The 25083-nt window shown below is 45.4% G+C and carries 27 protein-coding genes and 1 pseudogene; 20 read left to right on the top strand and 8 right to left on the bottom strand.

Annotation, left to right across the window (positions count from 1 at the left end):
- Nucleotide 1: 1 nt before the first annotated feature.
- Nucleotides 2-904: a LysO family transporter gene (locus EDC16_RS06655; protein WP_132966676.1), complete on the bottom strand. Its 903-nt coding sequence runs from the start codon at nt 902-904 to the stop codon at nt 2-4.
- Nucleotides 905-1040: 136 nt separating this feature from the next.
- Between EDC16_RS06655 and EDC16_RS06650 the strand changes: the two genes are divergently transcribed.
- Nucleotides 1041-2651, top strand: coding sequence for a DUF2813 domain-containing protein (locus EDC16_RS06650; protein ID WP_132966674.1), 1611 nt, complete (start codon nt 1041-1043; stop codon nt 2649-2651).
- Between the two features lie 7 nt (nt 2652-2658).
- Here EDC16_RS06650 and EDC16_RS06645 read toward each other — a convergent pair whose 3' ends face one another.
- The gene (locus tag EDC16_RS06645; RefSeq protein ID WP_132966672.1) at nt 2659-3963 is read right to left on the bottom strand and encodes an L-cysteine desulfidase family protein; all 1305 of its coding nucleotides are present in this window, start codon (nt 3961-3963) and stop codon (nt 2659-2661) included.
- A 167-nt stretch (nt 3964-4130) separates the two neighbouring features.
- Between EDC16_RS06645 and EDC16_RS12900 the strand changes: the two genes are divergently transcribed.
- The gene (locus EDC16_RS12900; protein ID WP_255296797.1) at nt 4131-4265 is read left to right on the top strand and encodes a hypothetical protein; all 135 of its coding nucleotides are present in this window, start codon (nt 4131-4133) and stop codon (nt 4263-4265) included.
- 126 nt (nt 4266-4391) lie between these two features.
- Here the strand turns inward: EDC16_RS12900 and lysC are convergent, their stop codons facing one another.
- The 3 genes from lysC to metE form a co-directional block, all read right to left on the bottom strand.
- Nucleotides 4392-5747, bottom strand: a complete 1356-nt coding sequence (gene lysC / locus EDC16_RS06635) for a lysine-sensitive aspartokinase 3 (protein ID WP_132966670.1) — start codon at nt 5745-5747, stop codon at nt 4392-4394.
- Between the two features lie 95 nt (nt 5748-5842).
- A complete protein-coding gene (locus EDC16_RS06630) occupies nt 5843-6835 on the bottom strand; it encodes a virulence RhuM family protein/type II toxin-antitoxin system death-on-curing family toxin (RefSeq protein WP_132966668.1) in 993 nt (330 codons plus the stop codon).
- Between the two features lie 218 nt (nt 6836-7053).
- Nucleotides 7054-9318 carry a 5-methyltetrahydropteroyltriglutamate--homocysteine S-methyltransferase gene (gene metE / locus EDC16_RS06625; protein ID WP_132966666.1) on the bottom strand — a complete coding sequence of 755 codons (2265 nt, stop codon included), beginning with the start codon at nt 9316-9318 and terminating at the stop codon, nt 7054-7056.
- A gap of 132 nt (nt 9319-9450) precedes the next feature.
- On the opposite strand from metE, the gene EDC16_RS06620 reads away from it, so the two are divergent.
- A complete protein-coding gene (locus EDC16_RS06620; protein WP_132966664.1) occupies nt 9451-10377 on the top strand; it encodes a LysR family transcriptional regulator in 927 nt (308 codons plus the stop codon).
- On the opposite strand, the gene hxpB is transcribed toward EDC16_RS06620, so the two are convergent.
- A complete protein-coding gene (gene hxpB / locus EDC16_RS06615; protein WP_132966662.1) occupies nt 10360-11031 on the bottom strand; it encodes a hexitol phosphatase HxpB in 672 nt (223 codons plus the stop codon). The two genes, EDC16_RS06620 and hxpB, sit on opposite strands and share 18 nt — an antisense overlap.
- Nucleotides 11032-11034: 3 nt before the next feature.
- Nucleotides 11035-11892, bottom strand: a complete 858-nt coding sequence (locus EDC16_RS06610; protein ID WP_132966661.1) for a fructosamine kinase family protein — start codon at nt 11890-11892, stop codon at nt 11035-11037.
- Between the two features lie 171 nt (nt 11893-12063).
- Here EDC16_RS06610 and EDC16_RS06605 point away from each other — a divergent pair, with 171 nt between their 5' ends.
- The 3 genes and pseudogenes from EDC16_RS06605 to EDC16_RS06595 all read left to right on the top strand — a co-directional run bounded on the left by EDC16_RS06605 (nt 12064) and on the right by EDC16_RS06595 (nt 15155).
- The gene (locus tag EDC16_RS06605; RefSeq protein ID WP_132966659.1) at nt 12064-14001 is read left to right on the top strand and encodes an ABC transporter ATP-binding protein; all 1938 of its coding nucleotides are present in this window, start codon (nt 12064-12066) and stop codon (nt 13999-14001) included.
- A gap of 177 nt (nt 14002-14178) precedes the next feature.
- Nucleotides 14179-14481, top strand: a pseudogene (locus tag EDC16_RS06600) (transposase); the annotation flags it as partial.
- Between the two features lie 200 nt (nt 14482-14681).
- Nucleotides 14682-15155: a tetratricopeptide repeat protein gene (locus tag EDC16_RS06595; protein ID WP_132966657.1), complete on the top strand. Its 474-nt coding sequence runs from the start codon at nt 14682-14684 to the stop codon at nt 15153-15155.
- 150 nt (nt 15156-15305) lie between these two features.
- Here the strand turns inward: EDC16_RS06595 and suhB are convergent, their stop codons facing one another.
- Nucleotides 15306-16109, bottom strand: a complete 804-nt coding sequence (gene suhB, locus EDC16_RS06590; RefSeq protein WP_132966655.1) for an inositol-1-monophosphatase — start codon at nt 16107-16109, stop codon at nt 15306-15308.
- Between the two features lie 177 nt (nt 16110-16286).
- On the opposite strand from suhB, the gene EDC16_RS06585 reads away from it, so the two are divergent.
- From EDC16_RS06585 to rplT, 14 genes are all read left to right on the top strand, one after another.
- Nucleotides 16287-16565 carry a damage-inducible protein J gene (locus EDC16_RS06585; RefSeq protein WP_132966653.1) on the top strand — a complete coding sequence of 93 codons (279 nt, stop codon included), beginning with the start codon at nt 16287-16289 and terminating at the stop codon, nt 16563-16565.
- Nucleotides 16566-16567: 2 nt separating this feature from the next.
- Nucleotides 16568-16861, top strand: coding sequence for a type II toxin-antitoxin system RelE/ParE family toxin (locus EDC16_RS06580; RefSeq protein ID WP_157330529.1), 294 nt, complete (start codon nt 16568-16570; stop codon nt 16859-16861).
- Between the two features lies 1 nt (nt 16862).
- Entirely contained in the window at nt 16863-17603 is a 741-nt protein-coding gene (gene trmJ / locus EDC16_RS06575; RefSeq protein ID WP_132966649.1) for a tRNA (cytosine(32)/uridine(32)-2'-O)-methyltransferase TrmJ, read from the top strand.
- Between the two features lie 115 nt (nt 17604-17718).
- The gene (gene iscR / locus EDC16_RS06570; protein ID WP_132966646.1) at nt 17719-18195 is read left to right on the top strand and encodes a Fe-S cluster assembly transcriptional regulator IscR; all 477 of its coding nucleotides are present in this window, start codon (nt 17719-17721) and stop codon (nt 18193-18195) included.
- A gap of 36 nt (nt 18196-18231) precedes the next feature.
- A complete protein-coding gene (locus EDC16_RS06565) occupies nt 18232-19446 on the top strand; it encodes an IscS subfamily cysteine desulfurase (RefSeq protein ID WP_132966644.1) in 1215 nt (404 codons plus the stop codon).
- A gap of 25 nt (nt 19447-19471) precedes the next feature.
- A complete protein-coding gene (iscU, locus tag EDC16_RS06560; RefSeq protein ID WP_132966642.1) occupies nt 19472-19855 on the top strand; it encodes a Fe-S cluster assembly scaffold IscU in 384 nt (127 codons plus the stop codon).
- Nucleotides 19856-19935: 80 nt separating this feature from the next.
- Nucleotides 19936-20259, top strand: coding sequence for an iron-sulfur cluster assembly protein IscA (gene iscA, locus EDC16_RS06555; protein ID WP_132966640.1), 324 nt, complete (start codon nt 19936-19938; stop codon nt 20257-20259).
- Nucleotides 20260-20286: 27 nt separating this feature from the next.
- Nucleotides 20287-20802 carry a Fe-S protein assembly co-chaperone HscB gene (hscB, locus tag EDC16_RS06550; protein WP_132966638.1) on the top strand — a complete coding sequence of 172 codons (516 nt, stop codon included), beginning with the start codon at nt 20287-20289 and terminating at the stop codon, nt 20800-20802.
- 116 nt (nt 20803-20918) lie between these two features.
- Nucleotides 20919-22775, top strand: coding sequence for a Fe-S protein assembly chaperone HscA (gene hscA, locus EDC16_RS06545; protein WP_132966636.1), 1857 nt, complete (start codon nt 20919-20921; stop codon nt 22773-22775).
- A 20-nt stretch (nt 22776-22795) separates the two neighbouring features.
- On the top strand, nt 22796-23134 hold the full coding sequence (gene fdx, locus EDC16_RS06540; RefSeq protein ID WP_132966634.1) for an ISC system 2Fe-2S type ferredoxin: 339 nt from the start codon (nt 22796-22798) through the stop codon (nt 23132-23134).
- Between the two features lie 19 nt (nt 23135-23153).
- Complete coding sequence (iscX, locus tag EDC16_RS06535) at nt 23154-23351, top strand: Fe-S cluster assembly protein IscX (protein WP_132966632.1); 198 nt, start codon at nt 23154-23156, stop codon at nt 23349-23351.
- Between the two features lie 420 nt (nt 23352-23771).
- A complete protein-coding gene (gene infC / locus EDC16_RS06530; RefSeq protein WP_255296791.1) occupies nt 23772-24317 on the top strand; it encodes a translation initiation factor IF-3 in 546 nt (181 codons plus the stop codon).
- A gap of 100 nt (nt 24318-24417) precedes the next feature.
- Complete coding sequence (gene rpmI, locus EDC16_RS06525) at nt 24418-24615, top strand: 50S ribosomal protein L35 (protein ID WP_034613912.1); 198 nt, start codon at nt 24418-24420, stop codon at nt 24613-24615.
- Between the two features lie 40 nt (nt 24616-24655).
- A complete protein-coding gene (rplT, locus tag EDC16_RS06520) occupies nt 24656-25012 on the top strand; it encodes a 50S ribosomal protein L20 (RefSeq protein WP_084257409.1) in 357 nt (118 codons plus the stop codon).
- The last annotated feature ends 71 nt before the right edge of the window (nt 25013-25083 follow it).

The following is a 25083-nucleotide window of genomic DNA, read 5'->3' as shown; positions in this document are numbered from 1 at the left end:
GCTATAAATTGATAAAAAAGACTAATAAAATTGGCACCAAGATATTGATGATAAATCCGTAGCTAATCGCCAGCGGTACAACTTGCATGCCGCCGGAACGTTGAATGACCGGTAAGGTGCAGTCAAGTGCGGTTGCGCCAGTGATGCCAACCGCAGTAGAGCGGTGCTGCTGCATAAAAAACGGCACTAAAAACAGGCTGAGGATTTCTCGTGACAGATCATTAAAAAAGGCGATACTGCCGAAAACCGGGCCCCAAGCATCATTGATCATCACACTCGATAAAGAGTACCAACCGATGCCGGAGGCGATCGCTAAACCTTGTGAAATCGGCAAATCCAATATTATTGCAGCCAAAACTCCACCGAGCAAGGCGCTGGCGGTAACCAGTATCGCCGTGTAAATTCCCCGTTTATTAAACAGCACCTCACGCAGTGCAATGCCGTTGTTGCGTAATTGAATCCCGATTAAAAAAATCAGCGCAAGCAAGACATAAGTGCTGCTGTTCAGTGGTATATTCAAATGTCCTTTGCTGAACAGTCCTAAAATAAAACCCAGTAACACCATCGAGGACATCAGCAGTGAATCCAGCATCAAGCGTAGGCGAGATGGCATCTGTTCGCTATGGTGGCTTAGTGGACGTGGCGAGATTTTGTCGTAAATCAGCAGCGCCAGCAGATTTAATCCCAGTATCAGGCTGATAAACGTGAAAGCGGACAACGCAATAATCGGCAGTTGCACCGCAAGATCATCCATTTGTCCTAAAGAGAGTCCCATAATCAATAAAATTAAATACAGCAGTGCCATCACGGCTTTGTTAATTCGATTCAACCATTTTCTGTTTGTTGTTTTAATTAAATAACCGAAAAACATCGGTCCTAATACGATCAATAAGCCTTCAATCATAACCACCTCTTTCTGCTGCGAGCGAAGATTATAGCGAAAAAGATAGCGTTACGCATATTCAGACCGCACTTTTTTTAGTAAGCTATTTTTTAGCAAGTTAGTAGGTAACCGACGGATATTCGCAAACGAGGTCAAGATGTATTTGAAACAGGTTGATGTGGTAGGTTTTAGAGGTTTGAATCGCTTATCTTTGCAACTGCGATCCAATATGGTGTTGATCGGCGAAAATGCGTGGGGAAAATCCAGCTTATTGGATATCTTGAGCCTGGTGCTCAACCCGGAAAAGCGGTTATATCAATTTAAAGCCAGTGATTTTCATCTGGCAGCAGAAGAGTACCAAGAGTTATCCGATGAAAGCGCTGTGCCGCAACGCAATCACAACTGTATGGTGCTGTTTACTTTCAGCGAGAGCCAGCATTGTGAAAAAGAGCAGCGGCAGTGTCGGCAGTATCGACAGCTGTTTTCCGAGCATGAAGACGGTTATGCCCGGATTTATCTGCGGATCAGCGGCGAATTGAGAGCCGGAAAAACCACAACCGAATACTCCTTTTTGAATGCCGCCGGCGATCAAATTCAGCTGAAAAACGCCAAAAAACTGATTTTATTGATTATTTCACGCCATCCGGTATTTCGCTTCCGTGATGCCCGTTTACAGCGACACTATCACACTATTCGTCCGTTTTGCATCAAAGGTGAATGTGAAGGTGATGTGCTGCAAGAGGAAATCCGCTCGGTAGCATTGTTGTTGCAATACTATTTTTTGGATAATCAGGATCGCCTACTGTGGCAACAAAAAATGCGTGAAACCAGCAAAATGTGGGGACAGGTCAAATCGTTGTCGCAGCGGCTGATGCAGGATAAAAGCGGTAATCTAAAAAAACGGGTCTTGTTTTATCTATCCTCAATGTTCGAGCGTGGCAAAGGAATTCGTTTCAGCAAGCAAACTCGCCCGATTATCCTGTTTGAAGATTTAGAAACTCGCCTACATCCTCGAATGGTGGCGATCGGTTGGGAACTTGCCAGCCATTTGCCGATTCAACGGATCACCACCAGCAACTCGGTGGAACTGTTGGCGTACGTCCGTTTGGAACATATTTGTCGCTTAGTTCGTTATGAAAACCAAACCAAAGCGTTTCAACTGTCACGCCGTGATCTAGGCAAGGAAGATATGCGCCGCCTCAGCTTTCATGTGCATTATAACCGCAGTTTGGCACTGTTTTCACGCATTTGGCTGATGGTTGAAGGCGAAACTGAAGTCTGGATTTTGACTGAATTGGCACATCTGCTGAATATTAATCTGGAAATGGAAGGGATTCGGATCATTGAATTTGCCCAAAGCGGATTACGCCCGTTGATTAAATATTGCAAAAAAATGGGTATTGAATGGTTTGTGTTGACTGATGGCGATAGTGCCGGTTGGAAATATTCCGATACGGTAAAAAATCTGCTTGAAGCAAATGAATCGGTGCATAGCCGCTTGCTGACGCTACCAAAAAGAGATATTGAACATTTTTTCTACAGCGAAGGCTTTGAAAATGTATTTTACCGCCTTGCCAACCATATTCCGCAGCGTAATCAAGTGATAAGCAAAATTATCCAACGGGCAATCCAACGATCTTCCAAACCTGACTTAGCGCTTGCCTTGTCGGATGAAATGGAAAAACGCGGAGCCAATTCGATTCCTCTGTTGTTTAAACAGATGTTCTATAAAATTATGCAACTGTCAAAACAACAGGAAAGGGTGTAGACACTGATTAGCGTTTCGGCTTGCTGACCATAATTTCAATCACCTGTTTATCGGTATAGAGCATACTGCGTGAAGCGATGGCACACAAGTTGTTGATGGTGGCATCGATATCATATTCGACAATGCCTTCATCGCCGGTCACATGGCTGTTATCCATCGCCATCAGCACTGATTTATAACCACTGGAAACACTGGTCGAGACTTTCATCGCACAACTGTTTGCCGCACCATCGCAGATAATCCCGCTGATGTCGCCGATCATACTGCAAATCGCCATACTGACGGTTTCAAATTTTCCGGTCAGCAACCAGGCAATTCCGGCACAACTGCCCATCGAGGCTGTGGTGACGGCACAAAGTGCCGACAGTTTAGGCAGCTTACTGTGGATATAAATTGCCATTAAGTGCGATAAAAACAGCGCACGAGTCAGTCTTTCTTCATCAGCGTTCAAGTAATCGGCAACCACGACCACAGGCATGGTCGCAGCAATCCCTTGATTGCCCGAACCGGAATTGCTCATTGCCGGCAAGGTGGCGCCACCCATGCGCGCATCGGAGGCCGCGGTGGTTTGGATAATCACTCGGCTTAACAAATCGTCCGACATCAAACCGCTGCCGACGTGTTTTTGTAATGTGCGCCCGATATGCAGTCCGTAGTTTTTGTTCAATCCTTCTTTTGAAAGTGCGGTATTCAAGCGTGCTGCTGCTAAAATAAAAGCGATTTTTTCCAGATCAACGGCTACGGAAAAATCAAACAGATCTTGCGCATTCAGCTGTTCAAAAATCAGATATTCGTTTTCCGAGGTACAGGCTTGGCGTCCCGCACTTTGGTAGATCATTTTGCCATTTTTTTCAATTGAAATAATATTGGTGTGGTTATCTTGAATGCACACTTTGACCCAATCATCGTTGTGAAACAGCGTCGCTTCGGAATAGAGAATTTGTTCGGTTTCTTTAATCCCGACCGTCACTTTTTGATCGATTAACAGTTGTTTAGCCTCGGAAATTTGTTCCGCAGTAATATTTTTTAACACTTCCAGTTTACCGTCCGGATCACCGCCCAAGGCGCCAATCGCTGCTGCAATCGGCAGTCCGACCATACCGGTGCCCGGTACGGCAACCCCCAAACCGTTTTTCATTAAATTCGGCGACACTTTAGCTTCGATTCGCTGCGGTTTGGCGGCAAGATATTTGGCTGCAACCGCAGAGGCTAATGCCAATGAGATCGGCTCGGTACAGCCGAGCGCCGGCACGACGTCGTTGCGTACGATTTCAATGAGTTGGGTTTGTAACGTTTGGCTGAGTTGAGACATAACGGATTACCATCGAAAAGAGAAAAATAACGGCACATATGATAACAGCTTCATCGCTAAGATAAAGAAACGAATGTGCAAAATGTGATTTTTTAAGATTTTTTCTCTTGAATTCGAAAGATGTATAATAGGGTCTGCTGTGATAAACCACCGTTTAGGATGATGTTATGAACACCAAACAATTTGCGGTTTCGGTATTGAATTTAGCGCCGCTGCGAGCCGGATTTGACAGTCGCCAAGCAATTGAGGCGATGACACTGTTGGCACAACAGACTGAACAATTGGGGTATTGCCACAGATAGTACGGCAAGGCGCAGCAACGCTGTATCAATCTAAATTGGAGCGACTATAAAGTGTGGTTTAGTCGATAAAAAGCCCTTAACTTGCGTACAAATTAAGGGCTGAAACCGCACTTTGTTTAAAAACGATTATTTCTCAAACAGTTCGGCGTGCAACAAGCGCACCACTTCGTCGGCGTGCTGGCTTTGGACTAGCAGACAGATATTGTTGGTGCTGGCGCCGTAGCTGACCATGCGCACATTATAGTGTTCAATCGTGCCAAACAAACGTTTCGCCACGCCGGCAGTGATATGCAGATCGTTGCCGATCAGCGCAACCAAAGACAAGCCGGTATCGACTTTCACATTGCAGACTTCGCTGAGTTCGGTCAACAGTTCGTTGGATAACATATTGGCGCCGGAAGAAGCAGAGCCGGTTTTATCCAAAGTTAAGGCAATGCTGACTTCGGAAGTGGTGATGGTGTCCACTGAAATTTTGTGTTTGGCTAAAATATTAAACACGTTGGCTAAAAAGCCTTGGGCGTGCAGCATGCTTAAGCTAGATAATGTTAATAGGGTTTGATCGCGACGCAGCGCAATCGCACGGAAAATCGGGCGTGGCTGTGGATCGCGGGTGACCCAAGTGCCGCCTGCCGCCGGATCTTTGCTGGAGCCGACATATACCGGAATATTGCTGCGCACTGCAGGCAACAAGGTGGCAGGGTGCAACACTTTGGCACCGAAGGTTGCCATTTCTGCCGCTTCGGCAAAGCTCATGGTGTCGATTTTTTGCGCTGCCGGTACCACACGCGGGTCGGTGGTGTAAATGCCCGGTACATCAGTCCAGATTAGTACATCTTTGGCATCCAACACTTCCGCCAAGAGTGCAGCTGAATAATCGCTGCCACCGCGTCCGAGCGTGGTAGTTTTGCCTTTTGGGTCTCGCCCGATAAAGCCTTGCGTGATCACCAGTTCGCCACGATTGATCAACGGTTTTAAAATGTTGTCGCAATTCTTTTGGGTTTTGGCATCGTCCGGCGCGGCTTTGCCGTAGTTGCTGTTGGTGGCAACCAATTGACGCACATCAACCCAAGTGGCATTGGTTTGCAATTCACGCAACACTTCGACGAAAATCAAAGTGGACATCATTTCACCGTGGCTGATCAACTCATCGGTCAGTGCTGGCGAGGTCGCTAAACTTGCTGCTTCGGAAAGCGAAGCGATATTGGCGAGCAGGCGATCGATCTCTTCACTGATCACTTTGTTATTTTTTAATTCATCTAAAATGTTGTATTGAATCGTGCGCAATTCGGCAAGATACTGGCTGCGTTGTTCGGTTTCGCAACCGTTTGCCAGCGCAACCAGAATATTGGTGACACCGGCGGAGGCGGATAAGACCACTACACGGGTATTGGGATCGGCAATCACAATTTTGGCGCAGGCATTCATCGCAGGAAAGTTGGCGACACTGGTGCCACCGAATTTAGCAACGGAGAGATGTGACATAGTTTTAGTTCCTGTATTTGAGAGTATAAAATAACTGTTTTTGTCTTAGAATCTGTTGACCTTAGTTTATAATTTGAGCTAAGGTCAACAGACCCCTAATCGTTTTGCTGCAACATGTGCATGATCAGACGGATTAAGGTCTCTTTTTGCTGTGGTGCAGATTCTGCCACCAACAGTGCCAATGCCGCCAGTCCGGTGTCGTTGATCACCGGCTGGCTGTCTGATTTTAATAGTTTGCCATTTTTATGTAAAAAATCTACAAATAAAAATGCCCCACTGCGTTTATTTCCATCAAAAAACGGATGATTTTTGATAATAAAATACAGTAGGTGTGCCGCTTTGCTTTCAATGCTGGGATAAGCCGGCTCGCCAAAAACAGTTTGATCCAGATTACCGAGAATGGCAGCTAAGCCGTCCTCTCGTTCACGTGCAAACAAATCCGTTGCTTCACCTTTTGCGATTAAATCGGCTTTCAAATTGGCTAGTGCAGACTTTGCATCGTTAACGGATGGCAAAATGCCGCCGGGTTTTCCCTGCGGGTCTTGCAGCAAGCCCTCATCATATTGCTGTAACCACAGAAAAGTCTGAGTATAACGGCTGACGATATTGACCAAACCCCGCCCACTGTCGAGAGTTAGTGCTGAAGAATCGGCAGTTTTTTGAATCAATGCCAGTGCCTGTGCCAGTTCTGCGGCATTTTGCTGCAACCGCACTTGGTTAATGCTGTAGCCTTGCAGCAGATATTCTTTCAGGCGTTGGGTTGCCCAGCGACGAAAAGCAACACCTTGTGGAGATTTTACTCGATATCCGATAGAGATAATCATATCCAGATTGTAATGTTCAATGTCACGATTAACAGTACGTTTTCCTTCTTGGCGAACTATCCGGTATTTCCGGATAGTTGATGCTTTGTCCAGTTCAGATTCATCGAAGACATTACGAATGTGGTCGTTAATTGTACGGATATCTTTAGAAAATAATTCCGCCATCTGCGCCTGCGAAAGCCATACGGTTTCCTGATCAAACCGCACTTCGACTTGGGTTTGTCCATCTTGGGTCTGGTAAATTTCAATTGGATTCTTGCTCATCTGCGTCGACCTCTTAAATTTGGCTTGGATACTGGATCATCCAAACATACCCATGTTATCCCAGAAAATCATACGGATTTTGCGATCTAAAATCCAATCTATTAAAAAACCACCCATAGTCTAAATTAAGGGTGGTTTTGGCAGAATGAGCCGCACTTTGCTTATATTGATACAAATATTGATACAAATATTGATGCAAAGTGCGGTCAGCGCTGGAGTTAATTCAATTCGGCACGTAATTTCTTGGTGACATTGACCATCACTTCCAGTGCCGCGTTGGTTTCCGGCCAGGCACGGGTTTTCAGACCGCAATCTGGGTTGACCCACAGGCGTTCAGCCGGGATAACGTCTAACGCTTTACGCAACAAATGCTCGATTTCGGCGGCTGTCGGCACCCGTGGGCTGTGGATATCGTACACGCCCGGGCCTATTTCGTTCGGATATTTGAAATCGCCGAATGCGGTCAGTAATTCCATATCGGAACGCGAGGTTTCGATGGTGATCACATCTGCATCCATACCTGCGATTGCCGGCAGAATGTCGTTGAACTCGGAATAACACATATGAGTGTGAATTTGGGTGGAATCTTGCGCACCGAAAGAGGACAAACGGAACGCTTCGCACGCCCAATTCAGATATGCATTCCAGTCGGCACGTTTTAGCGGTAAACCTTCACGGATTGCCGGCTCGTCGATTTGGATAATTTTGATCCCGGCTTTTTCTAAGTCCAGTACTTCATCATTTAAGGCCAAGGCAATTTGTTTACACACGGTTGAACGTTCGATGTCGTTACGCACGAAAGACCATTGCAGAATCGTGACCGGCCCGGTTAACATCCCTTTCATCGGTTTTTGCGTCAAACTTTGTGCGTAAGTAGACCAAGAAACCGTCATCGGATTCGGGCGCACCACGTCGCCGAAAATTACCGGTGGTTTCACACAGCGGCTACCGTAGCTCTGCACCCAACCGAATTTGGTGAAGGCAAAACCGTCTAACAGTTCGCCAAAATACTCTACCATGTCGTTACGTTCTGCTTCGCCGTGCACCAACACGTCCAGATCCAATTTTTCTTGCTGTGCGACCACATAGGCGATCTCTTTTTTCATCGCTGCTTCATATTCAGCAGCAGAGATGGCGCCTTTTTTGAAGCTGGCTCGGGCGTGACGGATTTCACTGGTTTGCGGGAAAGAACCGATATTGGTGGTTGGTAATAATGGCAGTTTCAACCACGCTTGTTGCAATTTGATCCGCTCGGCAAACGGCGATTGACGTTGGTCGGCATTGGCAGGTAAAGCCGCTAAACGTGCCGCCACTTCCGGACGGTGGATCACCGTTGAACCGGCACGCGCATCGGCGGCAGCCTGACTGGCGGCAAGCTCGGTTTTCACGCTGTCACGTCCGTTGGTTAACGCTTGTTTAATCACATTCAATTCTTGGATTTTTTGCAGGCTAAAGGCTAACCAAGAGTAGAGATCACTGTCTAATTGTGTTTCCACTTCTAAATCAAACGGGGTATGCAATAAAGAACAGCTTGGCGCAATCCATAAGTTTTCCCCCAATTTGGCTTTTAACGGTTCAACCACATCCAAAACCTGGTTCAAGTTGGCACGCCAGATATTGCGCCCATCGATCACTCCGAGCGACAGCACTTTGTCATAATCAGCAAAGGCGCTGATTTGTTGCGGTGCACGCACCAAATCAAGGTGCAAGCCGTCAATCGGCAAGCTTTTCAGCAAGTCAGCGTGTTCGGCAACTGAGCCGAAGTAAGTCGCAAGCAATAATTTAGCTTGCAATTTTGCCAGTCTTTCATAGGTCGGTTTGAAAGCCGCAACCCATTCTGCCGGTAAATCGACGGTTAAGGCAGGCTCGTCAATTTGGATCCATTCTGCACCGGCTTGCACAAGTGCGGTCAGGATTTCTTCATAAACCGGTAATAATTTATCTAATAAATCTAATCGGTTAAATGTTTGTTTGCCTTTTTCTTTGCCTAACCATAAGAAGGTGAGTGGGCCGACAATAGTCGGTTTAGCTTGCAAACCAAGGGCTTGTGCCTCTTGTAGTTGTTGCACATAGTGCGCCGGATTAGCTTTGAATTCGGTATTTTTGTGGAATTCCGGCACGAGGTAGTGATAGTTAGTGTCGAACCATTTGGTCATTTCGATGGCATGTTGCTGTGTATTGCCGCGCGCCAGTTGAAAGAATTGATCTAAACTCAGATTGCTGCTGTCGAAGCCGAAACGGGCGGGGATCGCGCCGGTAGCGACTTGCAGATCCAGAATGTGATCATAGAGGGTGAAATCGGCAACGGCAACATAATCCGCATTAGCGGCAGCTTGGTGTTTCCAGTTTTTTTCACGCAACGCTTTGGCGATGTCGAGCAGATCTTGTTCTGCCAACTCTTTGCGCCAGTAGCGCTCTTGAGCAAATTTGAGTTCACGTTTGGCGCCTACGCGCGGAAAGCCGGCTAAATGAAATGTAGTCATGCTGATATCTCCTGATTATTCATGTTAATTTATTTATAAACAGCCGTCTAAATGGCTATCTGGGATGCAGAATGACGGATTTTAGTATATTATGCAAACTCATAATTTTCACAAAGATGATGAATAATTTTAATGAAGCCGATATTTTTAGAATTACGCCATTTAAAAACCTTGATTGCATTGAAAGAGACCGGCAGCGTATCTTTGGCAGCGAAACGGATCTATTTGACCCAATCCGCTCTTTCGCATCAAATTAAGCTGTTGGAAGATCAGTATGGTTTAACCCTATTTGAGCGCAAAACCCAGCCGCTGCATTTCACTGCGGCAGGAGAGCGCTTAATTAAGTTGGCTTATGAAATTTTACCGAGAGTGATTGAAGCGGAGCTGGATCTGATACGGGTGAAAGAGGGCGATGCCGGACAGTTACGGATTGCGGTGGAATGCCACACCTGTTTTGACTGGCTGATGCCGGCGATGGATTCATTCCGCCAAAACTGGCCGTTGGTCGAGTTGGATATTGTCTCCGGTTTTCATACCGATACGTTGGGACTGCTACTAACTCACCGTGCCGATTGGGCGATCGTGTCTGAAATAGAAGAGACCGCAGGCATTGTGCACCAGCCGTTGTTTGCCTATGAAATGGTGGGGATTTGCTCTAAAGATCATCTGTTGGCGAATAAAGAGCTGTGGCAGGCAGAGGATTTTGCCGATGAAACGCTGATCACCTACCCGGTGCCGGATGATATGCTCGACTTATTGCGTAAGGTGTTGTATCCGGCAGGCATTAATCCTGCTCGGCGCACGAGTGAATTGACCATCGCAATCATTCAGTTGGTCGCCAGCAAACGGGGCATCGCCGCATTGCCATATTGGGCGGTGTTGCCCTATTTGGAGCGGGGTTATGTGGTGGCACGCAAAATTACGCCGAATGGCTTGCAAAGTGAATTGTATGCTGCGGTGCGTGAAAATGATGTTCGCACTGCGTTCATGCAGGATTTCTTCCATACGGTGAAATCGCAGAGCTTCTCGACGTTGCCGGGCTTATCGGTGCTGGATTAAGCGAGCCAAAAAGCTGTCGTCAATTTGGTGTAACGAGTTTAATTTATGATCTGCCAGCGCCCAGCGTGGATCATTTTCTTCCTGCGCGGAAGGCACTACAATACAGCACATTGACGCAGCTTTGACTGCGGTCATGCCTACCACCGAATCTTCAATGCCGACGGCAAAGTGCGGTTCCACCCCCAACTGTTGTGCAGCGTGCAGATAAACCGCGGGGTGCGGTTTGTTGTAAGCCAGTTCGGTTGCAGAAGCAATCGCAGAAAAATAGTCGCGGATACCGCACTTTTGCGTGATACTTTCCAATAACTCCCGTGGCGATGCCGATGCCACGGCTATTTTTAGATTATGTTGGCGCAAACGCGCCAACAACGGTTTTACGCCATCCATCAGCGGTTGTTTGTCTAAAATTAGATCTATCGCACAGCGGCAATATTGCTCGGTTGCCTGTTCGACACTCAAATCTGCCGCACCATATTGTTGATATAACTTGCGGATCACCTCTTTTGACGGCACACCGACCATTTGTCGCATATCTTCAGCGCTGACCGGCAGTCCTAACTGGTTAAAATAGTGAATGCCTGCCTGTTGCCATAAGGGTTCTGAATCGATCAGCACCCCGTCCATATCAAAAATAACCGCTTTAATTTGCGTCATTTATTATCCTATTAACCTGATGATTTCATCGGCTTGCTGAATATATTGCCCGCCGAAACGGTGGCTGAAGTTGAGTAAATAATAGAGTTGATACAGGGTTTTGCGTTGCTGGTAGCCTTTATCAATCGGATTGATACTGTTATATGCCTGATAGAATTCAGGTGACAAATCATGAAATAGATCGGCTAAAGCGAGATCACATTCGGCATCGCCCCAATAGCAAGCCGGATCGTAAAGCACAATTTCATTGCCGCAAACCCCCATATTGTTATGGTAGAACGCTCCGTGCAGCAGTGCGGGTGTCGGTTGATATTTTGCCAGATGAAAACTGACCGAGGAGATAATATCCTCAAAATTGCCAAAATAGATATTTTTTTCTTTACACAACTGAAGCTGCCAGCCGATTCGGTTTTCACTGAAAAAAGTTGACCAGTTTTTCGCCCAGGAATTGGGTTGATAAACCGGACCGAGCCAAGTGTCGTAATCGAAACCGTAACGTTGATTACCACCGCTGGTATGCAGCGTAGCGAGCTGCGCCGCAAGTTCTGCCATTTTCTCAGACCCAACGGGCTGCAAATCAAGGGATTCCATTAAAATAAAACTGACATTTTCGGCACACCCCAGGGCGTAAACACGAGGCACACGCACAATACCGCTCTTTGCCAGCAGTTCCAGTTGATCCGCTTCGGCACGAAACATCGAACGGTAGGATTTATCATTGATTTTGACAAATACCGGAATATTGCCGTCATCAATGATCCAAGACTGGTGCATTTCCCCCCCTGCCACAGGGGTTTTGGATTTAATTGTGTAGTAAGAACCGAACTGATCGGCCAAAAGCTGCGAAATGGCTTTCCACATAATTCAACTCCCTCTAAAGCGGCTTGAGTTGCTATCTTAATCGGAACAGATTGATTTTACTGTGATTTGGGTCAAACTTTAGCATTGTCGGTATAAAAGCCGCTATAAAACTGCTAAAATCGCCAATAATTTTTGTTTAAAGTTTGTTTGTTGACGGATTAAGGATTCATTTTGGCATTATTAAATTTAACTAAGGCTTACCTTTCATTTAGCGATCACCCGTTATTGGATCATGCAGATTTGCACATTGAAGCCGGTGAGCGGGTCTGTTTGGTTGGGCGCAATGGCGCAGGCAAATCGACATTGATGAAAATTCTTGCCGGCGAAACCGCACTTGATGACGGCACGTTGCAGTTGGAAAGCGGCGTAGTAGTGTCACGTTTGGAGCAAGATCCGCCACGCCATATTGAAGATAACGTGTTTGATTATGTGGCAGAAGGCATTGCTGATTTGGCAGATTTATTGAAACAGTATCACCACCTGTCGCACGAATTGACCGTCAATTATTCGGATGCACTGATGCAGCAACTGGCGGAAGTGCAGCATGAGTTGGATCACGCCAACGGTTGGCAAGTGGAAAGCCGAATTCAAGACGTATTGCGCCGTTTAGATTTGAATCCAGACACCTTGCTGTCGGCGCTGTCCGGCGGCTGGCAGCGCAAAGCAGCATTGGCTCGTGCACTGGTCAGCAATCCAACAATTTTATTACTAGACGAACCGACCAACCATTTGGATATTGATGCGATTGATTGGCTGGAGGCGTTTTTGCTAGAGTTTTCCGGCAGCATTATTTTTATTTCTCATGACCGCTCTTTTATCCGCAAAATGGCAACTCGAATTGTGGATTTGGATCGCGGTAAACTGGTTTCTTATCCGGGCAATTACGATCTGTATTTAACCACCAAGGAAGAGAATCTGCGGGTTGAAGAATTACAAAATGAGCTGTTCGATAAAAAATTGGCACAAGAGGAAGTCTGGATTCGGCAAGGGATTAAAGCTCGCCGCACACGCAATGAAGGACGGGTGCGAGCGTTAAAAGCACTGCGCGAAGAGCGTCGTCAGCGACGTGACGTATTGGGAGCCGCCAAAATTCAAGTAGATAGTGCAATTCGCTCCGGCAAAATAGTATTTGAGATGGAAGGGTTAGGCTATCAAATTGAGGACAAAGTGCTGCTGAGAAATTTCAGCGACAACATTATGCGTGGCGATAAAATTGCCTTGGTCGGGCCGAACGGCTGCGGCAAAACCACGTTTATCAAACTGCTGTTACAGCAATTAACTCCGACCAGCGGCAAAGTGCGGTCGGGCACTAAACTGGAAATTGCCTACTTTGATCAATATCGTGCTGATCTGGATCCGGAAAAAAGCGTGATGGACAACGTAGCAGACGGCAAACAAGATGTAGACGTCAACGGCCATAAGCGCCATGTGTTGGGCTATTTGCAAGACTTCCTGTTTCCACCAAAACGGGCGATGAGCCCGGTGAAAGCGTTGTCTGGTGGCGAGCGCAATCGCCTGTTGTTGGCAAAACTGTTGCTGAAACCGAATAACCTGTTGATTCTCGACGAACCGACCAATGATTTGGATGTGGAAACTTTAGAATTATTGGAGGATATTTTAAGCGACTATCAAGGCACCTTGATTATAGTCAGTCACGATCGCCAGTTTATCGACAACACCGCCACGGAATGTTACTTTTTTGAAGGCAACGGCGTTTTAAACCACTATGTCGGCGGCTACAGCGACGCTAAACAGCAGCAACAGAACTATTTTGAAAGCGTGCAACAAAACGCGGCTACCGCACAGGCAAAAACGCAAAGTGCGGTTGAAGCAACGGAAGACAAAAAAGCAAAAACCAAACCGCCGGAGCGTAAAACCAAACTTGGCTTTAAAGAACAGCGGGAATTAGAGCAGCTGCCACAATTGTTGGAACAATTGGAGGCGGAAATCGAAACCTTGCAAACTGAAGTCAGCAGCGGCGATTTTTTCCAAAAAGATCATCAATATACAGCTAACACTTTACAACGGCTTGCCGATAAAGAACAACAGCTGGAACAGAGTTTACTGCGTTGGGAAGAACTGGAAAATATTAGTAGCGGTAATGCGTAAAGCCACGACCGCACTTTTCATCAAATTTTGTTCAACTGATCTAAAAGTGCGGTATTGGGATTGAATTTTCTGCAATAAAAAAGGCGATTGAAGAAATCGCCTCAGACTGTTGACAAAGTCCTAGACATTTGACTAGGACTTTGATCTAATAAGGAAAAGCCTTTTAAGGAGTTTCCGATGCTAAATCCTCCAATACCTCATCAATCCGAGCTCGAAATGGTCTCGCTTGAACAGCTTGTACCGAAAGACCATCTCGTGCGTAAAATCGACAAGGTCATTGACTTTGAATTTATTCGTGATGAAGTCGCCGATCTCTATTGTCACGATAACGGTCGCCCTGCGATAGATCCTGTCCGCCTGTTTAAAATTATGCTACTCGGCTATATTTTTGGCATTAAGAGCGAACGTCAGTTAGTCAAAGAGATTGAAGTCAATATAGCGTATCGCTGGTTTCTCAAAATGACACTTACCGAAAAAGTGGCGTAAAGGACAAAATTAATGCTAACAAAAAAGGAGAAAATTTGAACAGATTTCTCCTTTTATTTTCACTTCGAAACGCCTAAAATCTCATCAATAAATTTTGTCCTTTACGCCGAAAAATTTTAGTTTAAATTTTCTTGGATATACAATACTATCGCAGTTCACAACACTCATTTCTATCAATATCAAGGAGTTATACCATGCTAAAAAAACTACTGCTTCTCATCTTCTTAGGGCTATCACTCACCACATCAATTAGCTATGCTCAGACACCTAGCCAAGCAGAAATTGCACAATGGCGTACCTATGCTCAAAAAGGCAACTCGGATGCACAATATAACCTTGGGGTTTTGTATGATCAGGGTTGGGGAGTAAAACAAAACGATGCCACTGCAGCCAAATGGTATGAAAAAGCCGCCAAGCAGGGAGATACTAAAGCTCAATTTAATTTGGGGAACATGTATTACGAAGGCCGCGGAGTAAAACAAAATAAAACCACTGCAGCCAAATGGTTTGAAAAAGCCGCCAAGCAGGGACATGTTCGCTCTCAATCTCGGTTGGGGTTCATGTATGAATGGGGGGAAGGAGTAAAACGAGATCTAAAAAAGCCAAATCGCTATATAAACAAGCCTGCGATGGTGGTTTTGAAGGTGCATGCAGGGCTTACCGACTAACGAGCTAACAATAACCTCAAAGTGCGGTGAATTTAAAAAAGTTTTTTAAATTCACCGCACTTTTGTTTTTCCCATGATAACGCAAGTTTTAACTTGTGTCAGCAGTCTGAGGCGATTGAAGAAATCGCCTTTGAAATGCTTATGACAGTATTATTTTTTCAGTTCATCGCTCAAGTGCGGTTGCAGTTTGGTCAAAATCGCTTTGGCAATACGTGGTGCAGCGGCAACCATATTACCCGATTTCAAATAGTTATGCCCACCGACAAAGTCGCTGACAATACCACCGGCTTCACGCACAATCAAATCACCGGCAGCGCAGTCCCAAGGTTTCAACCCGATTTCAAAATAGCCGTCGACACGGTTGGCAGCAACATAGGCTAAATCCAATGCGGCAGAACCGGAGCGGCGGAAATCCGCAACGTTTTCCAGCAAAGACTGCATAATATTGAGTTGGGTTGGCATATGGTGCTTAGCTTTAAACGGGAAACCAGTTGCCAGAACCGTGCCGTCGAGCTCACGCTTGTTTTCCACCCGCAGACGGGTTTCGTTTAATTTTGCGCCTTCGCCACGCACCGCCGTAAACAGTTCGTTACGAATCGGATCATAGACGACACCGACTTCGGTACGGCCGTTTTCACGGATAGCAATCGAAACAGAAAAGTGCGGAAAGGATTTGATAAAGTTGGTGGTGCCATCCAGTGGGTCGATAATCCATTGTACATTTTTGTTCTCGCCTTCAATCACCCCAGTCTCTTCAGTAATGATAGTGTGCTCAGGATAAGATTTTTTGATCACCTCGATAATCGCCTGCTCAGCTTCTTTATCAATATTGGTGACGTAGTCATTAGCACGTTTGGTTGTTGTTTCAAGACTGTCAGGACGCTCATAGCCTTTGGCAATCACATTGCCTGCTTTTCGTGCGGCACGAATAGCGATATTTAACATTGGATTCATAATTCCACCGGATTTTAAAGAACAAATAAAAGAAAATTTGTTTTGTCATGACAAAACAAAAACTGAGCGGATTATAAAGAATTGTAGCGGAAATTGCGAGGTAAATTTGCTTTTGTTTCTCGCTGTATATTCAGATATAATTGACAACACAAATGACACCATAAATTAGGGGGGAGAATGGAAACGATCCATTTTCGAATTGATGCGCAAACAAAGCAATTGGCAATGCAAGCGGCTAAAAGACAGCAGACAGATTTGACTAAGTTAATGCGTGAAAGAGCGGAACAGCTGGCAGCAGAAGAGCTGGAATACCAGAGCAATACGCATGCTTATTGGCTTGAAACACAAATAAATGAAGCTATTCAGCGTTATGAAAGCCAACAAACACATTTATTTGATGCCGATCAGAGCCAGCAAAAAATGCAACAATTACGTCGTCAACTAACTGAGAAATAGTCGTGAAGCTATTTTGGGAAGCGCAGGCACAGCAAGATCGAGAACAGATTTTCCATTATTTTTTTGAACATGCAGGTTTGGCTTTAGCCGATCAGGTAGATGCAAAGTTTGAAGAGATGGCGGTGCTATTAAAGCAAAATCCTCAGCTTGGTAAAAAAGTGAAAGAGGCTTCTAGCCGATATCGCAAACTGATTATACCTCACTTTCCATTTATTCTGATTTATGTGTTAGAAAAGGAAAGTTTGATTATTTTAAGAGTGCTGCATAGCGCTCGCAAACTTGCGAGTAGTTATTAAAATGAAAATTGAGTTAAAAAATATCCGAATTGTACTCGTAGAAACCTCACACACCGGCAATATCGGCTCGGCGGCGCGGGCGATGAAGACGATGGGATTGTCGTCGCTGTATTTGGTAGCACCAAAAATCTTGCCGGACGAGCAGGCAATCGCCTTATCAGCCGGGGCGAATGATATAGTGGAAAGTGCGGTAGTCGTGGAAAACTTTAATCAAGCGGTGGCGGATTGCTCGTTGGTTATTGGCACCAGTGCGCGCAGCCGACATTTGGCGATTCCGCAAATTGATCCGCGTGGTTGTGGTGAGCAGGCCGTGCAATATGCTGAGCAGGACAGTAAGGTGGCGATCGTTTTTGGGCGTGAACGGGTCGGATTGACCAATGAAGAGCTGCTAAAGTGCGGTTTTCACTTGAATATTCCTGCCAATCCGAATTATAGCTCACTAAACTTAGCGATGGCGGTGCAATTAGTCAGCTATGAAGTGCGGATGGCAATGTTGAGTAGGCAGCAGCCAATGCAAACCGCACTTTCAAACGAGATTCATGACAAACCGACACAGCAAGAGCTCGACTATTTTTTCCAACAAACCGAGCAGCTCTATCGGCAGTTGAATTTTATTCAAAATAGTGGCGTGATGCCGAAATTGCGTGGTTTGTATGCCCGAGCTGATCTGCGCAAAAATGAACTGAATATTTTGCAGGGAATGCTGGCGGCGGTAAAGAAAAGCACGGTTGCAAGCGAGTAAATAAATCGTGAACGCTACGATAGATGAAAACATACAGAAATAGTCGGATTTAAAGTTGACTAAAATAGTCTGGTATGAAAGAATCAGCCTATACCAGAATGATTGAGGATAGGCTATGAAATTGACATCTAAAGGGCGTTACGCGGTGACGGCAATGTTGGATATTGCGCTCCATTCACAACGTGGCGAAATCGAAATGCCGATTACGTTGGCTGAAATTTCAGATCGTCAACAAATTTCACTTTCCTATTTAGAACAGCTATTTGCAAAATTGCGCCGTTACGGTCTGGTAAAAAGTGTGCGTGGACCGGGCGGTGGTTATTTGTTGGGAATGCCGATTGATAAAATTGCGATCGGTATGATCATTGCTGCAGTGAATGAAAACATTACGGCGACAAAGTGTAAAGGCAAAGGAAACTGTCAGGGCGGAATGACTTGTTTAACACACTCATTGTGGGCGCAGTTGAGTGAGGAGATCGAGGATTTTCTGAACGGGATTACGATTGCCGATTTGGTGAATAAGCAGAACCAACGCAGTGCGTTAAAGAAACATTTGGATCAACAACCATTTCAAGTTGTCAGTCGCGCTTAAAGTGCGGTTGATAGTGTTAATTTTTCAGGAGTGAAAATGAAATTACCAATTTATTTGGATTATGCGGCAACTTGCCCGGCAGACGAGCGAGTTGCTAAAAAAATGATGGAATTTATGACCTATGACGGAATTTTCGGTAATCCGGCCTCCCGTTCGCACCGTTTTGGCTGGCAGGCTGAAGAGGCGGTAGATATTGCGCGTAATCAAGTTGCGGATTTGATTGGTGCAGATTCAAGAGAGATCGTATTTACTTCCGGCGCAACTGAATCCGATAACTTGGCGATCAAAGGGGCGGCGCACTTTTACCAAACCAAAGGCAAACACATCATTACTTGCAAAACCGAACACAAAGCGGTGTTGGACACTTGCCGTCAGTTGGAACGTGAAGGCTTTGAAGTCACTTATCTGGAACCAGAAGCGGATGGTTTAGTCGATTTGGCAAAACTGGAAGCTGCAATGCGTGACGATACTATTTTAGTATCGATTATGCATGTGAATAATGAAATCGGTGTGATTCAGGATATCGAAAAAATCGGCGACTTGTGCCGTGCGAAAAAAATTCTGTTCCATACCGATGCCACGCAAAGTGTCGGTAAAGTGGAGATTGATTTAAGCAAATTGAATGTAGATTTGATGTCGTTTTCCGGTCATAAACTCTATGGACCGAAAGGTATCGGCGGCTTGTATGTACGTCGTAAGCCACGGGTGCGGATTGAAGCGATGATCCACGGCGGTGGCCATGAGCGCGGGATGCGTTCAGGCACATTGCCGGTACATCAAATTGTGGGAATGGGTGAAGCTTATCGGATCTGTAAAGAAGAGATGGCGACAGAAATCCCACGCATCAAAGCACTGCGTGACAGACTGTATAACGGTTTGAAAGATATCGAAGAAGTGCATGTCAACGGCTCATTGGAACAGCGTGTCGCCGGCAATTTGAACATCAGTTTCAATTATGTTGAAGGCGAGTCGTTGATGATGTCGCTGAGTGATTTAGCGGTCTCTTCCGGTTCTGCTTGTACTTCAGCCAGTCTTGAGCCGTCTTATGTGCTGCGTGCCTTGGGCTTAAATGATGAATTGGCGCACAGTTCGATTCGTTTTTCTATCGGGCGTTATACCACAGAAGAAGAAGTGGATTATGCCATCGAGTTGGTCAAAAAAGCAGTCAATAAATTGCGTGAACTGTCACCGTTGTGGGATATGTTTAAAGAAGGTGTTGATTTAAATTCAGTACAGTGGACTGCCCACTAATTAAGTAAAGAATAGGAGCAAGAAAATGGCATACAGTGAAAAAGTTATCGATCATTATGAAAATCCACGTAACGTGGGGTCATTTGACAAAAAAGAACAAAACGTCGGCAGTGGCATGGTGGGGGCACCGGCTTGTGGTGATGTGATGCAGTTGCAGATCAAAGTCAGCGACAACGGCATTATCGAAGATGCACGCTTTAAAACCTACGGTTGTGGTTCTGCGATTGCCTCCAGTTCATTGATCACCGAATGGGTTAAAGGTAAATCTTTGGACGAAGCCGGTTCGATTAAAAATAGCCAAATCGCCGAAGAGTTGGAATTGCCGCCGGTGAAAGTCCATTGTTCAATTCTGGCAGAAGATGCGATCAAAGCGGCGATTGCTGATTATAAAGCTAAAAATAATAAATAATACTATTCCCCCACTCGGTGTTGCGCCGGGTGGGTCTTTCCATTTCAGGGTTATCTTTAGTAGTAAAATAAGGAAATGATATGGGTGTCAATTTAACTGAAAGTGCAGCCAATCGTGTACGCACATTTTTACAAAATCGTGGCAAAGGGGTTGGTTTGCGTTTAGGGGTGAAAACATCGGGCTGTTCCGGTTTGGCTTATGTGTTGGAATTTGTCGATACGCTGAACGAAGATGATCAGGTGTTTGAACAACACGGCGTAAAAGTGATTATCGATAGCAAAAGTCTGGTCTATTTAAAAGGTACACAATTGGATTTTGTCAAAGAGGGGCTGAATGAAGGCTTCAAATTTAATAATCCGAATAAAAAAGACGAATGTGGCTGTGGCGAGAGCTTCACGGTATAAAGTGCGGTTAATCGACTAGGAAACAGAATGCAAAACCCATTTGAGCTTTTTAATCTTGCCGTTGAGTTTAATCTCGATACCGCACTTTTGTCTCAGCGTTATTTAAGTTTGCAAAAAGCTTATCACCCGGATAATTTTGCGAGCTCCTCCAGTACAGAACAATTGAAAGCGGTGCAGTATGCCGCTGAGATTAATGACGCTTACCAAGTGCTGAAAAATCCGATTCGCCGCGCCGAAGCGATTTTACAACTGAATTGTACACAGCCGCTTAATCCGGAAGAGACAGTGAAAGACAGCGAATTTTTGTTGCAACAATTGATGTTGCGTGAAGATTTGGAAGCAGCTGCCTGCGGTTGCGATGAAGCGGAAATTGTCGCCTTGCGCGATAAAGCGGAAGCCCTACGCCGACAACAATTACAGGCGATTGAAACGGCTATCCGACAAAGCGGATGGGCTGAACTAAAACAACAGATAGACCGTTTGAAATTTATTGAAAAACTGTTGTTGGAAGTAGAACAAATCGAAGATCGCTTATACGGCTAATGCTATACTAGCGGCTGTTTACAATACGGATAAGCGAATCTATGCCACACAAAAACCGCACTTCGCTTATTAGTTTTTTACTTTTACTCTTATTCTGATAAAAACGGAAACATAACATGGCATTACTTCAAATTGCCGAACCCGGACAAACTGCTGCGCCACACCAACACCGTTTGGCGGTGGGGATCGATTTAGGTACGACCAACTCGTTATTGGCGACTGTGCGTAATGGTGCTAGCGAAATTTTAGCCGATGTAGACGGCAACGTCTTGATTCCTTCGGTCGTCAATTATGCACTGGATAAACCGTTAGTTGGTTGTGCTGCTTTAGCAAGGGCGGTCAGCGAACCGCAACAGACCATCATCTCGGTCAAACGTTTGATCGGACGCAGTTTAGTCGATGTACAAAAACGTTATTCCAATTTGCCATATCACTTTCAAGCGAGCGAAAACGGCTTGCCGTTAATTGAAACCGCACAAGGCAATTTTAGTCCGGTACAAATTTCAGCCGATATTTTGAAAAAACTCAATCATCTGGCGGAGGCCCGTTTAGGCGGTGAACTGTCGGGTGCGGTGATTACTGTACCAGCGTATTTTGATGATGCCCAACGGCAGTCCACCAAAGATGCCGCACGTTTAGCCGGCTTGCAAGTATTGCGCCTGCTGAATGAACCCACGGCAGCGGCAATTGCCTACGGTTTAGATTCCGGACAAGAAGGGGTGATTGCCGTCTATGATTTAGGCGGCGGCACTTTTGATATTTCTATTTTGCGGTTATCAAAAGGTGTGTTTGAAGTGCTGGCCACCGGTGGTGATACCGCACTTGGCGGTGATGATTTCGATCACCTACTTGCCGATTGGATTGAACAACAATCGGGTATCGTTGCGACCAATAACATTGAACGCCGCCAGCTATTGGAAACGGCGATTGCGACTAAAGTACAATTAAGTGCAGAAAGTGCGGTCAAGGTGCAGTTTAAAACATGGCAGGGCGAAATCAGCCGCATCCAGTTTGATCAACTGATTCAGCCGCTGGTGAAACGCTCGCTAATGGCGTGCCGTCGTGCGTTGAAAGATGCACAGGTCAGCCAAGAGGACGTATTGCAAGTGGTGATGGTCGGTGGCTCAACCCGTGTTCCGGTAATCCGTGAACAAGTGGGCGAATTTTTCGGTAAAACGCCGTTGACTTCGATTGATCCGGATAAAGTGGTGGCATTAGGCGCAGCGATTCAAGCCGATATTTTGGTGGGTAATAAAACAGATGCCGATATGTTGTTGCTTGACGTGACACCGTTGTCACTGGGAATAGAAACCATGGGCGGTCTGGTGGAAAAAATCATTCCGCGCAACACCACCATTCCGGCCGCACGAGCACAAGAGTTCACCACTTTCAAAGATGGGCAAACCGCAATGACGGTGCACATCGTGCAAGGCGAACGAGAAATGGTGGCGGATTGCCGCTCGTTAGCTCGTTTCACCTTGCGTGGTATTCCACCGATGGTGGCCGGGGCTGCACATATTCGGGTGACTTATCAGGTTGATGCCGATGGTTTACTCAGTGTCACTGCGATGGAAAAATCCAGCAAAGTGCAGTCATCAATTCAGGTGAAACCGTCTTATGGTTTAAGTGAAAATGAAATCAGAGAGATGATTCATGCTTCGATCGAAAATGCTGAACTGGATATTGAAGCACGTCGTTTGACGGAACAGCGTGTTGAAGCGAGCCGTGTAATCGAGGGCGTGGAAGAAGCATTAAAGCAAGACCGAACATTACTGTCTGCCGAAGAATTAGCGCAAATTGAAGCGCAAATCGATAAATTACGGCAGCAGCTTGAACAACAAGACAGTGAGTTGATCAAGCAGGGAATTAAACAACTTGATATCGTGACTCGCGATTTTGCCGCCCGCCGAATGAATCAATCGGTGCGTAGCGTGCTGCAAGGTCACAGTATCGATGAACTTGAAAACAATTAATTATTAAAAAGGATTTAGAAATGCCAAAGTTAATTTTTCTTCCTCATGAAAGTTTATGCCCGGAAGGAATGGTAGTAGAAGCCGAACGTGGCGAAAGCATTTTGGATGCTGCGTTAAATGCAGGGATTGAAATTGAACATGCCTGTGAAAAATCATGTGCCTGTACCACATGTCATGTTGTGGTGCGTGAAGGCTTTGACTCGTTAAATGAAAGTAGCGATCTGGAAGAAGATATGTTGGATAAAGCTTGGGGTTTGGAAATCGAAAGCCGCTTAAGTTGTCAAGCAGTGGTCGGCAATCAAGACTTAGTGATCGACATTCCGCGCTACACCATCAATCACGCCAGAGAAGAGCATTAATTCTGAAAGGATTTTCAAGATGAAATGGCAGGATACGCAAGATATTGCATGGGCACTGTCGGAGTTATATCCCGATACTGATCCTAAAACCGTACGTTTTACCGATATGCACGCCTGGATCTGTGATCTAGACGGATTTGATGACGATCCGCAGAAATCTAACGAGAAAATCTTGGAAGCGATCTTATTGCTCTGGCTAGATGAGTTTGATGATTAGTCGGGATTAATGAAAAAAAGTGCGGTAGCTGAGCAATTGGCTACTGCATTTTTTATTGTCATAGATTCTGCTGTTAGGGGTAGGTCATCGATAAGTTACTGTTCAAAACAGGGAGAGTTAAGCTTGGTTGATGTTGTTTTTAGATAATCAATCTGTACTTTTTTCTGGTTGATAGGACAGACAGATAAAGCTGCAATGGTTGCAGTGAGTGCAATAAGTTTAGGTTTTCATTATGCAAGCCGAAAGCATGGCCTGTTAGTTGCTAGCAGGCCGATTAAATACAAAGATTTTGACAAATTCCCTTGCATAACCCTGCGTTTTTCTTTAAAATTTACGCCACTTTTTTGCCATATTCGGCAAAATTTTCAACTGCTCAGCTGCAAAATATTGCGTGAGCCTGCTTATAATAAATAGAGGAAGATGACTATTAAAGCTGTAAAACGAGTTCAGACGCAACGCCCAAATCGTATTAATGACGAGATTAAGGTGAAAGAAGTTCGCTTGATCGATGCTGAAGGCGAGCAGGCAGGAATTGTCGGTATTCAACAAGCGCTGGAAATGGCGGAGGCCGCCACTTTGGATTTGGTTGAAATCAGCCCGAATGCAGAGCCGCCGGTATGCCGAATTATGAATTACGGCAAATTCCTCTATGAAAAGAGCAAAACGGCTAAAGAGCAGAAGAAAAAGCAAAAGGTTGTTCAGGTTAAGGAAATCAAATTCCGTCCTGGTACAGACGAAGGTGACTATCAGGTAAAACTACGCAGCCTGATTCGCTTTCTGGAAGATGGGGATAAAACCAAGATCACAATCCGTTTTCGCGGACGTGAAATGGCCCATCAGCAAATCGGTGCCGATGTGTTGGAGCGTGTTAAAAACGATCTGGCAGATATCGCCGTGGTGGAGTCTGCTCCGTCAAAACTGGAAGGCCGTCAAATGGTGATGGTACTTGCACCGAAGAAGAAGTAATCAGTGCCAACAAGTAATGAAAGTGCGGTTGGTGTAAGCCAAGCGCTTTTTATTCGCCTGATTACATTGATTAATAATACAATGCGGAGTTAATCCAATTATGCCAAAAATTAAAACAGTACGCGGTGCTGCGAAGCGTTTCAAAAAAACAGCTTCCGGCGGTTTTAAGCGTAAACAATCTCACTTGCGTCATATTTTGACCAAGAAATCGACTAAACGTAAACGCCATTTACGCCACAAATCAATGGTAGCGAAAGCTGACCAAGTATTAGTGGTAGCCTGCTTGCCGTACGCATAGTTCATTTCATTCCAGTTAAAATAGATCAAAGGAGATCCCTATGGCCCGTGTAAAACGTGGTGTTGTTGCCAGAGCTCGTCATAAGAAAGTTCTTAAGGCTGCTAAAGGTTATTATGGTGCGCGTTCACGCGTGTATCGCGTTGCTTTCCAAGCGGTTATCAAAGCAGGTCAATATGCTTACCGTGACCGTCGTCAACGCAAACGTCAATTCCGTCAATTGTGGATCGCGCGTATCAACGCAGCGGCCCGTCAAAACGGTTTGTCGTACAGCCGTTTCATCAACGGTTTGAAAAAGGCGTCTGTTGAAATCGATCGTAAGATCCTTGCCGACATCGCTGTATTCGATAAAGTGGCTTTCACCGCTTTAGTTGAAAAAGCCAAATCTGCTTTAGCTTAATTTAAGCGATTGCAAAAAGAGAAAAAGAAAGGGAGCTTAGCTCCCTTTTTCAATTTAATCCATATAGATAG

It is taken from the genome of Testudinibacter aquarius, assembly GCF_004342725.1.
In the GTDB taxonomy this organism is placed as follows: domain Bacteria; phylum Pseudomonadota; class Gammaproteobacteria; order Enterobacterales; family Pasteurellaceae; genus Chelonobacter; species Chelonobacter aquarius.
This window is presented reverse-complemented; position numbering and strand designations above follow the sequence as displayed.

Excerpts from the sequence above, each read along its gene's own strand:
- EDC16_RS06655 (WP_132966676.1), bottom strand. The coding sequence starts at position 904 with ATGATTGAAGGCTTATTGATCGTATTAGGACCGATGTTTTTCGGTTAT.
- EDC16_RS06650 (WP_132966674.1), top strand. The coding sequence starts at position 1,041 with ATGTATTTGAAACAGGTTGATGTGGTAGGTTTTAGAGGTTTGAATCGC.
- EDC16_RS06645 (WP_132966672.1), bottom strand. The coding sequence starts at position 3,963 with ATGTCTCAACTCAGCCAAACGTTACAAACCCAACTCATTGAAATCGTA.
- EDC16_RS12900 (WP_255296797.1), top strand. The coding sequence starts at position 4,131 with ATGAACACCAAACAATTTGCGGTTTCGGTATTGAATTTAGCGCCGCTG.
- lysC (WP_132966670.1), bottom strand. The coding sequence starts at position 5,747 with ATGTCACATCTCTCCGTTGCTAAATTCGGTGGCACCAGTGTCGCCAAC.
- EDC16_RS06630 (WP_132966668.1), bottom strand. The coding sequence starts at position 6,835 with ATGAGCAAGAATCCAATTGAAATTTACCAGACCCAAGATGGACAAACC.
- metE (WP_132966666.1), bottom strand. The coding sequence starts at position 9,318 with ATGACTACATTTCATTTAGCCGGCTTTCCGCGCGTAGGCGCCAAACGT.
- EDC16_RS06620 (WP_132966664.1), top strand. The coding sequence starts at position 9,451 with ATGAAGCCGATATTTTTAGAATTACGCCATTTAAAAACCTTGATTGCA.
- hxpB (WP_132966662.1), bottom strand. The coding sequence starts at position 11,031 with ATGACGCAAATTAAAGCGGTTATTTTTGATATGGACGGGGTGCTGATC.
- EDC16_RS06610 (WP_132966661.1), bottom strand. The coding sequence starts at position 11,892 with ATGTGGAAAGCCATTTCGCAGCTTTTGGCCGATCAGTTCGGTTCTTAC.
- EDC16_RS06595 (WP_132966657.1), top strand. The coding sequence starts at position 14,682 with ATGCTAAAAAAACTACTGCTTCTCATCTTCTTAGGGCTATCACTCACC.
- suhB (WP_132966655.1), bottom strand. The coding sequence starts at position 16,109 with ATGAATCCAATGTTAAATATCGCTATTCGTGCCGCACGAAAAGCAGGC.
- EDC16_RS06585 (WP_132966653.1), top strand. The coding sequence starts at position 16,287 with ATGGAAACGATCCATTTTCGAATTGATGCGCAAACAAAGCAATTGGCA.
- trmJ (WP_132966649.1), top strand. The coding sequence starts at position 16,863 with ATGAAAATTGAGTTAAAAAATATCCGAATTGTACTCGTAGAAACCTCA.
- iscR (WP_132966646.1), top strand. The coding sequence starts at position 17,719 with ATGAAATTGACATCTAAAGGGCGTTACGCGGTGACGGCAATGTTGGAT.
- EDC16_RS06565 (WP_132966644.1), top strand. The coding sequence starts at position 18,232 with ATGAAATTACCAATTTATTTGGATTATGCGGCAACTTGCCCGGCAGAC.
- iscU (WP_132966642.1), top strand. The coding sequence starts at position 19,472 with ATGGCATACAGTGAAAAAGTTATCGATCATTATGAAAATCCACGTAAC.
- iscA (WP_132966640.1), top strand. The coding sequence starts at position 19,936 with ATGGGTGTCAATTTAACTGAAAGTGCAGCCAATCGTGTACGCACATTT.
- hscB (WP_132966638.1), top strand. The coding sequence starts at position 20,287 with ATGCAAAACCCATTTGAGCTTTTTAATCTTGCCGTTGAGTTTAATCTC.
- hscA (WP_132966636.1), top strand. The coding sequence starts at position 20,919 with ATGGCATTACTTCAAATTGCCGAACCCGGACAAACTGCTGCGCCACAC.
- fdx (WP_132966634.1), top strand. The coding sequence starts at position 22,796 with ATGCCAAAGTTAATTTTTCTTCCTCATGAAAGTTTATGCCCGGAAGGA.
- iscX (WP_132966632.1), top strand. The coding sequence starts at position 23,154 with ATGAAATGGCAGGATACGCAAGATATTGCATGGGCACTGTCGGAGTTA.
- infC (WP_255296791.1), top strand. The coding sequence starts at position 23,772 with ATGACTATTAAAGCTGTAAAACGAGTTCAGACGCAACGCCCAAATCGT.
- rpmI (WP_034613912.1), top strand. The coding sequence starts at position 24,418 with ATGCCAAAAATTAAAACAGTACGCGGTGCTGCGAAGCGTTTCAAAAAA.
- rplT (WP_084257409.1), top strand. The coding sequence starts at position 24,656 with ATGGCCCGTGTAAAACGTGGTGTTGTTGCCAGAGCTCGTCATAAGAAA.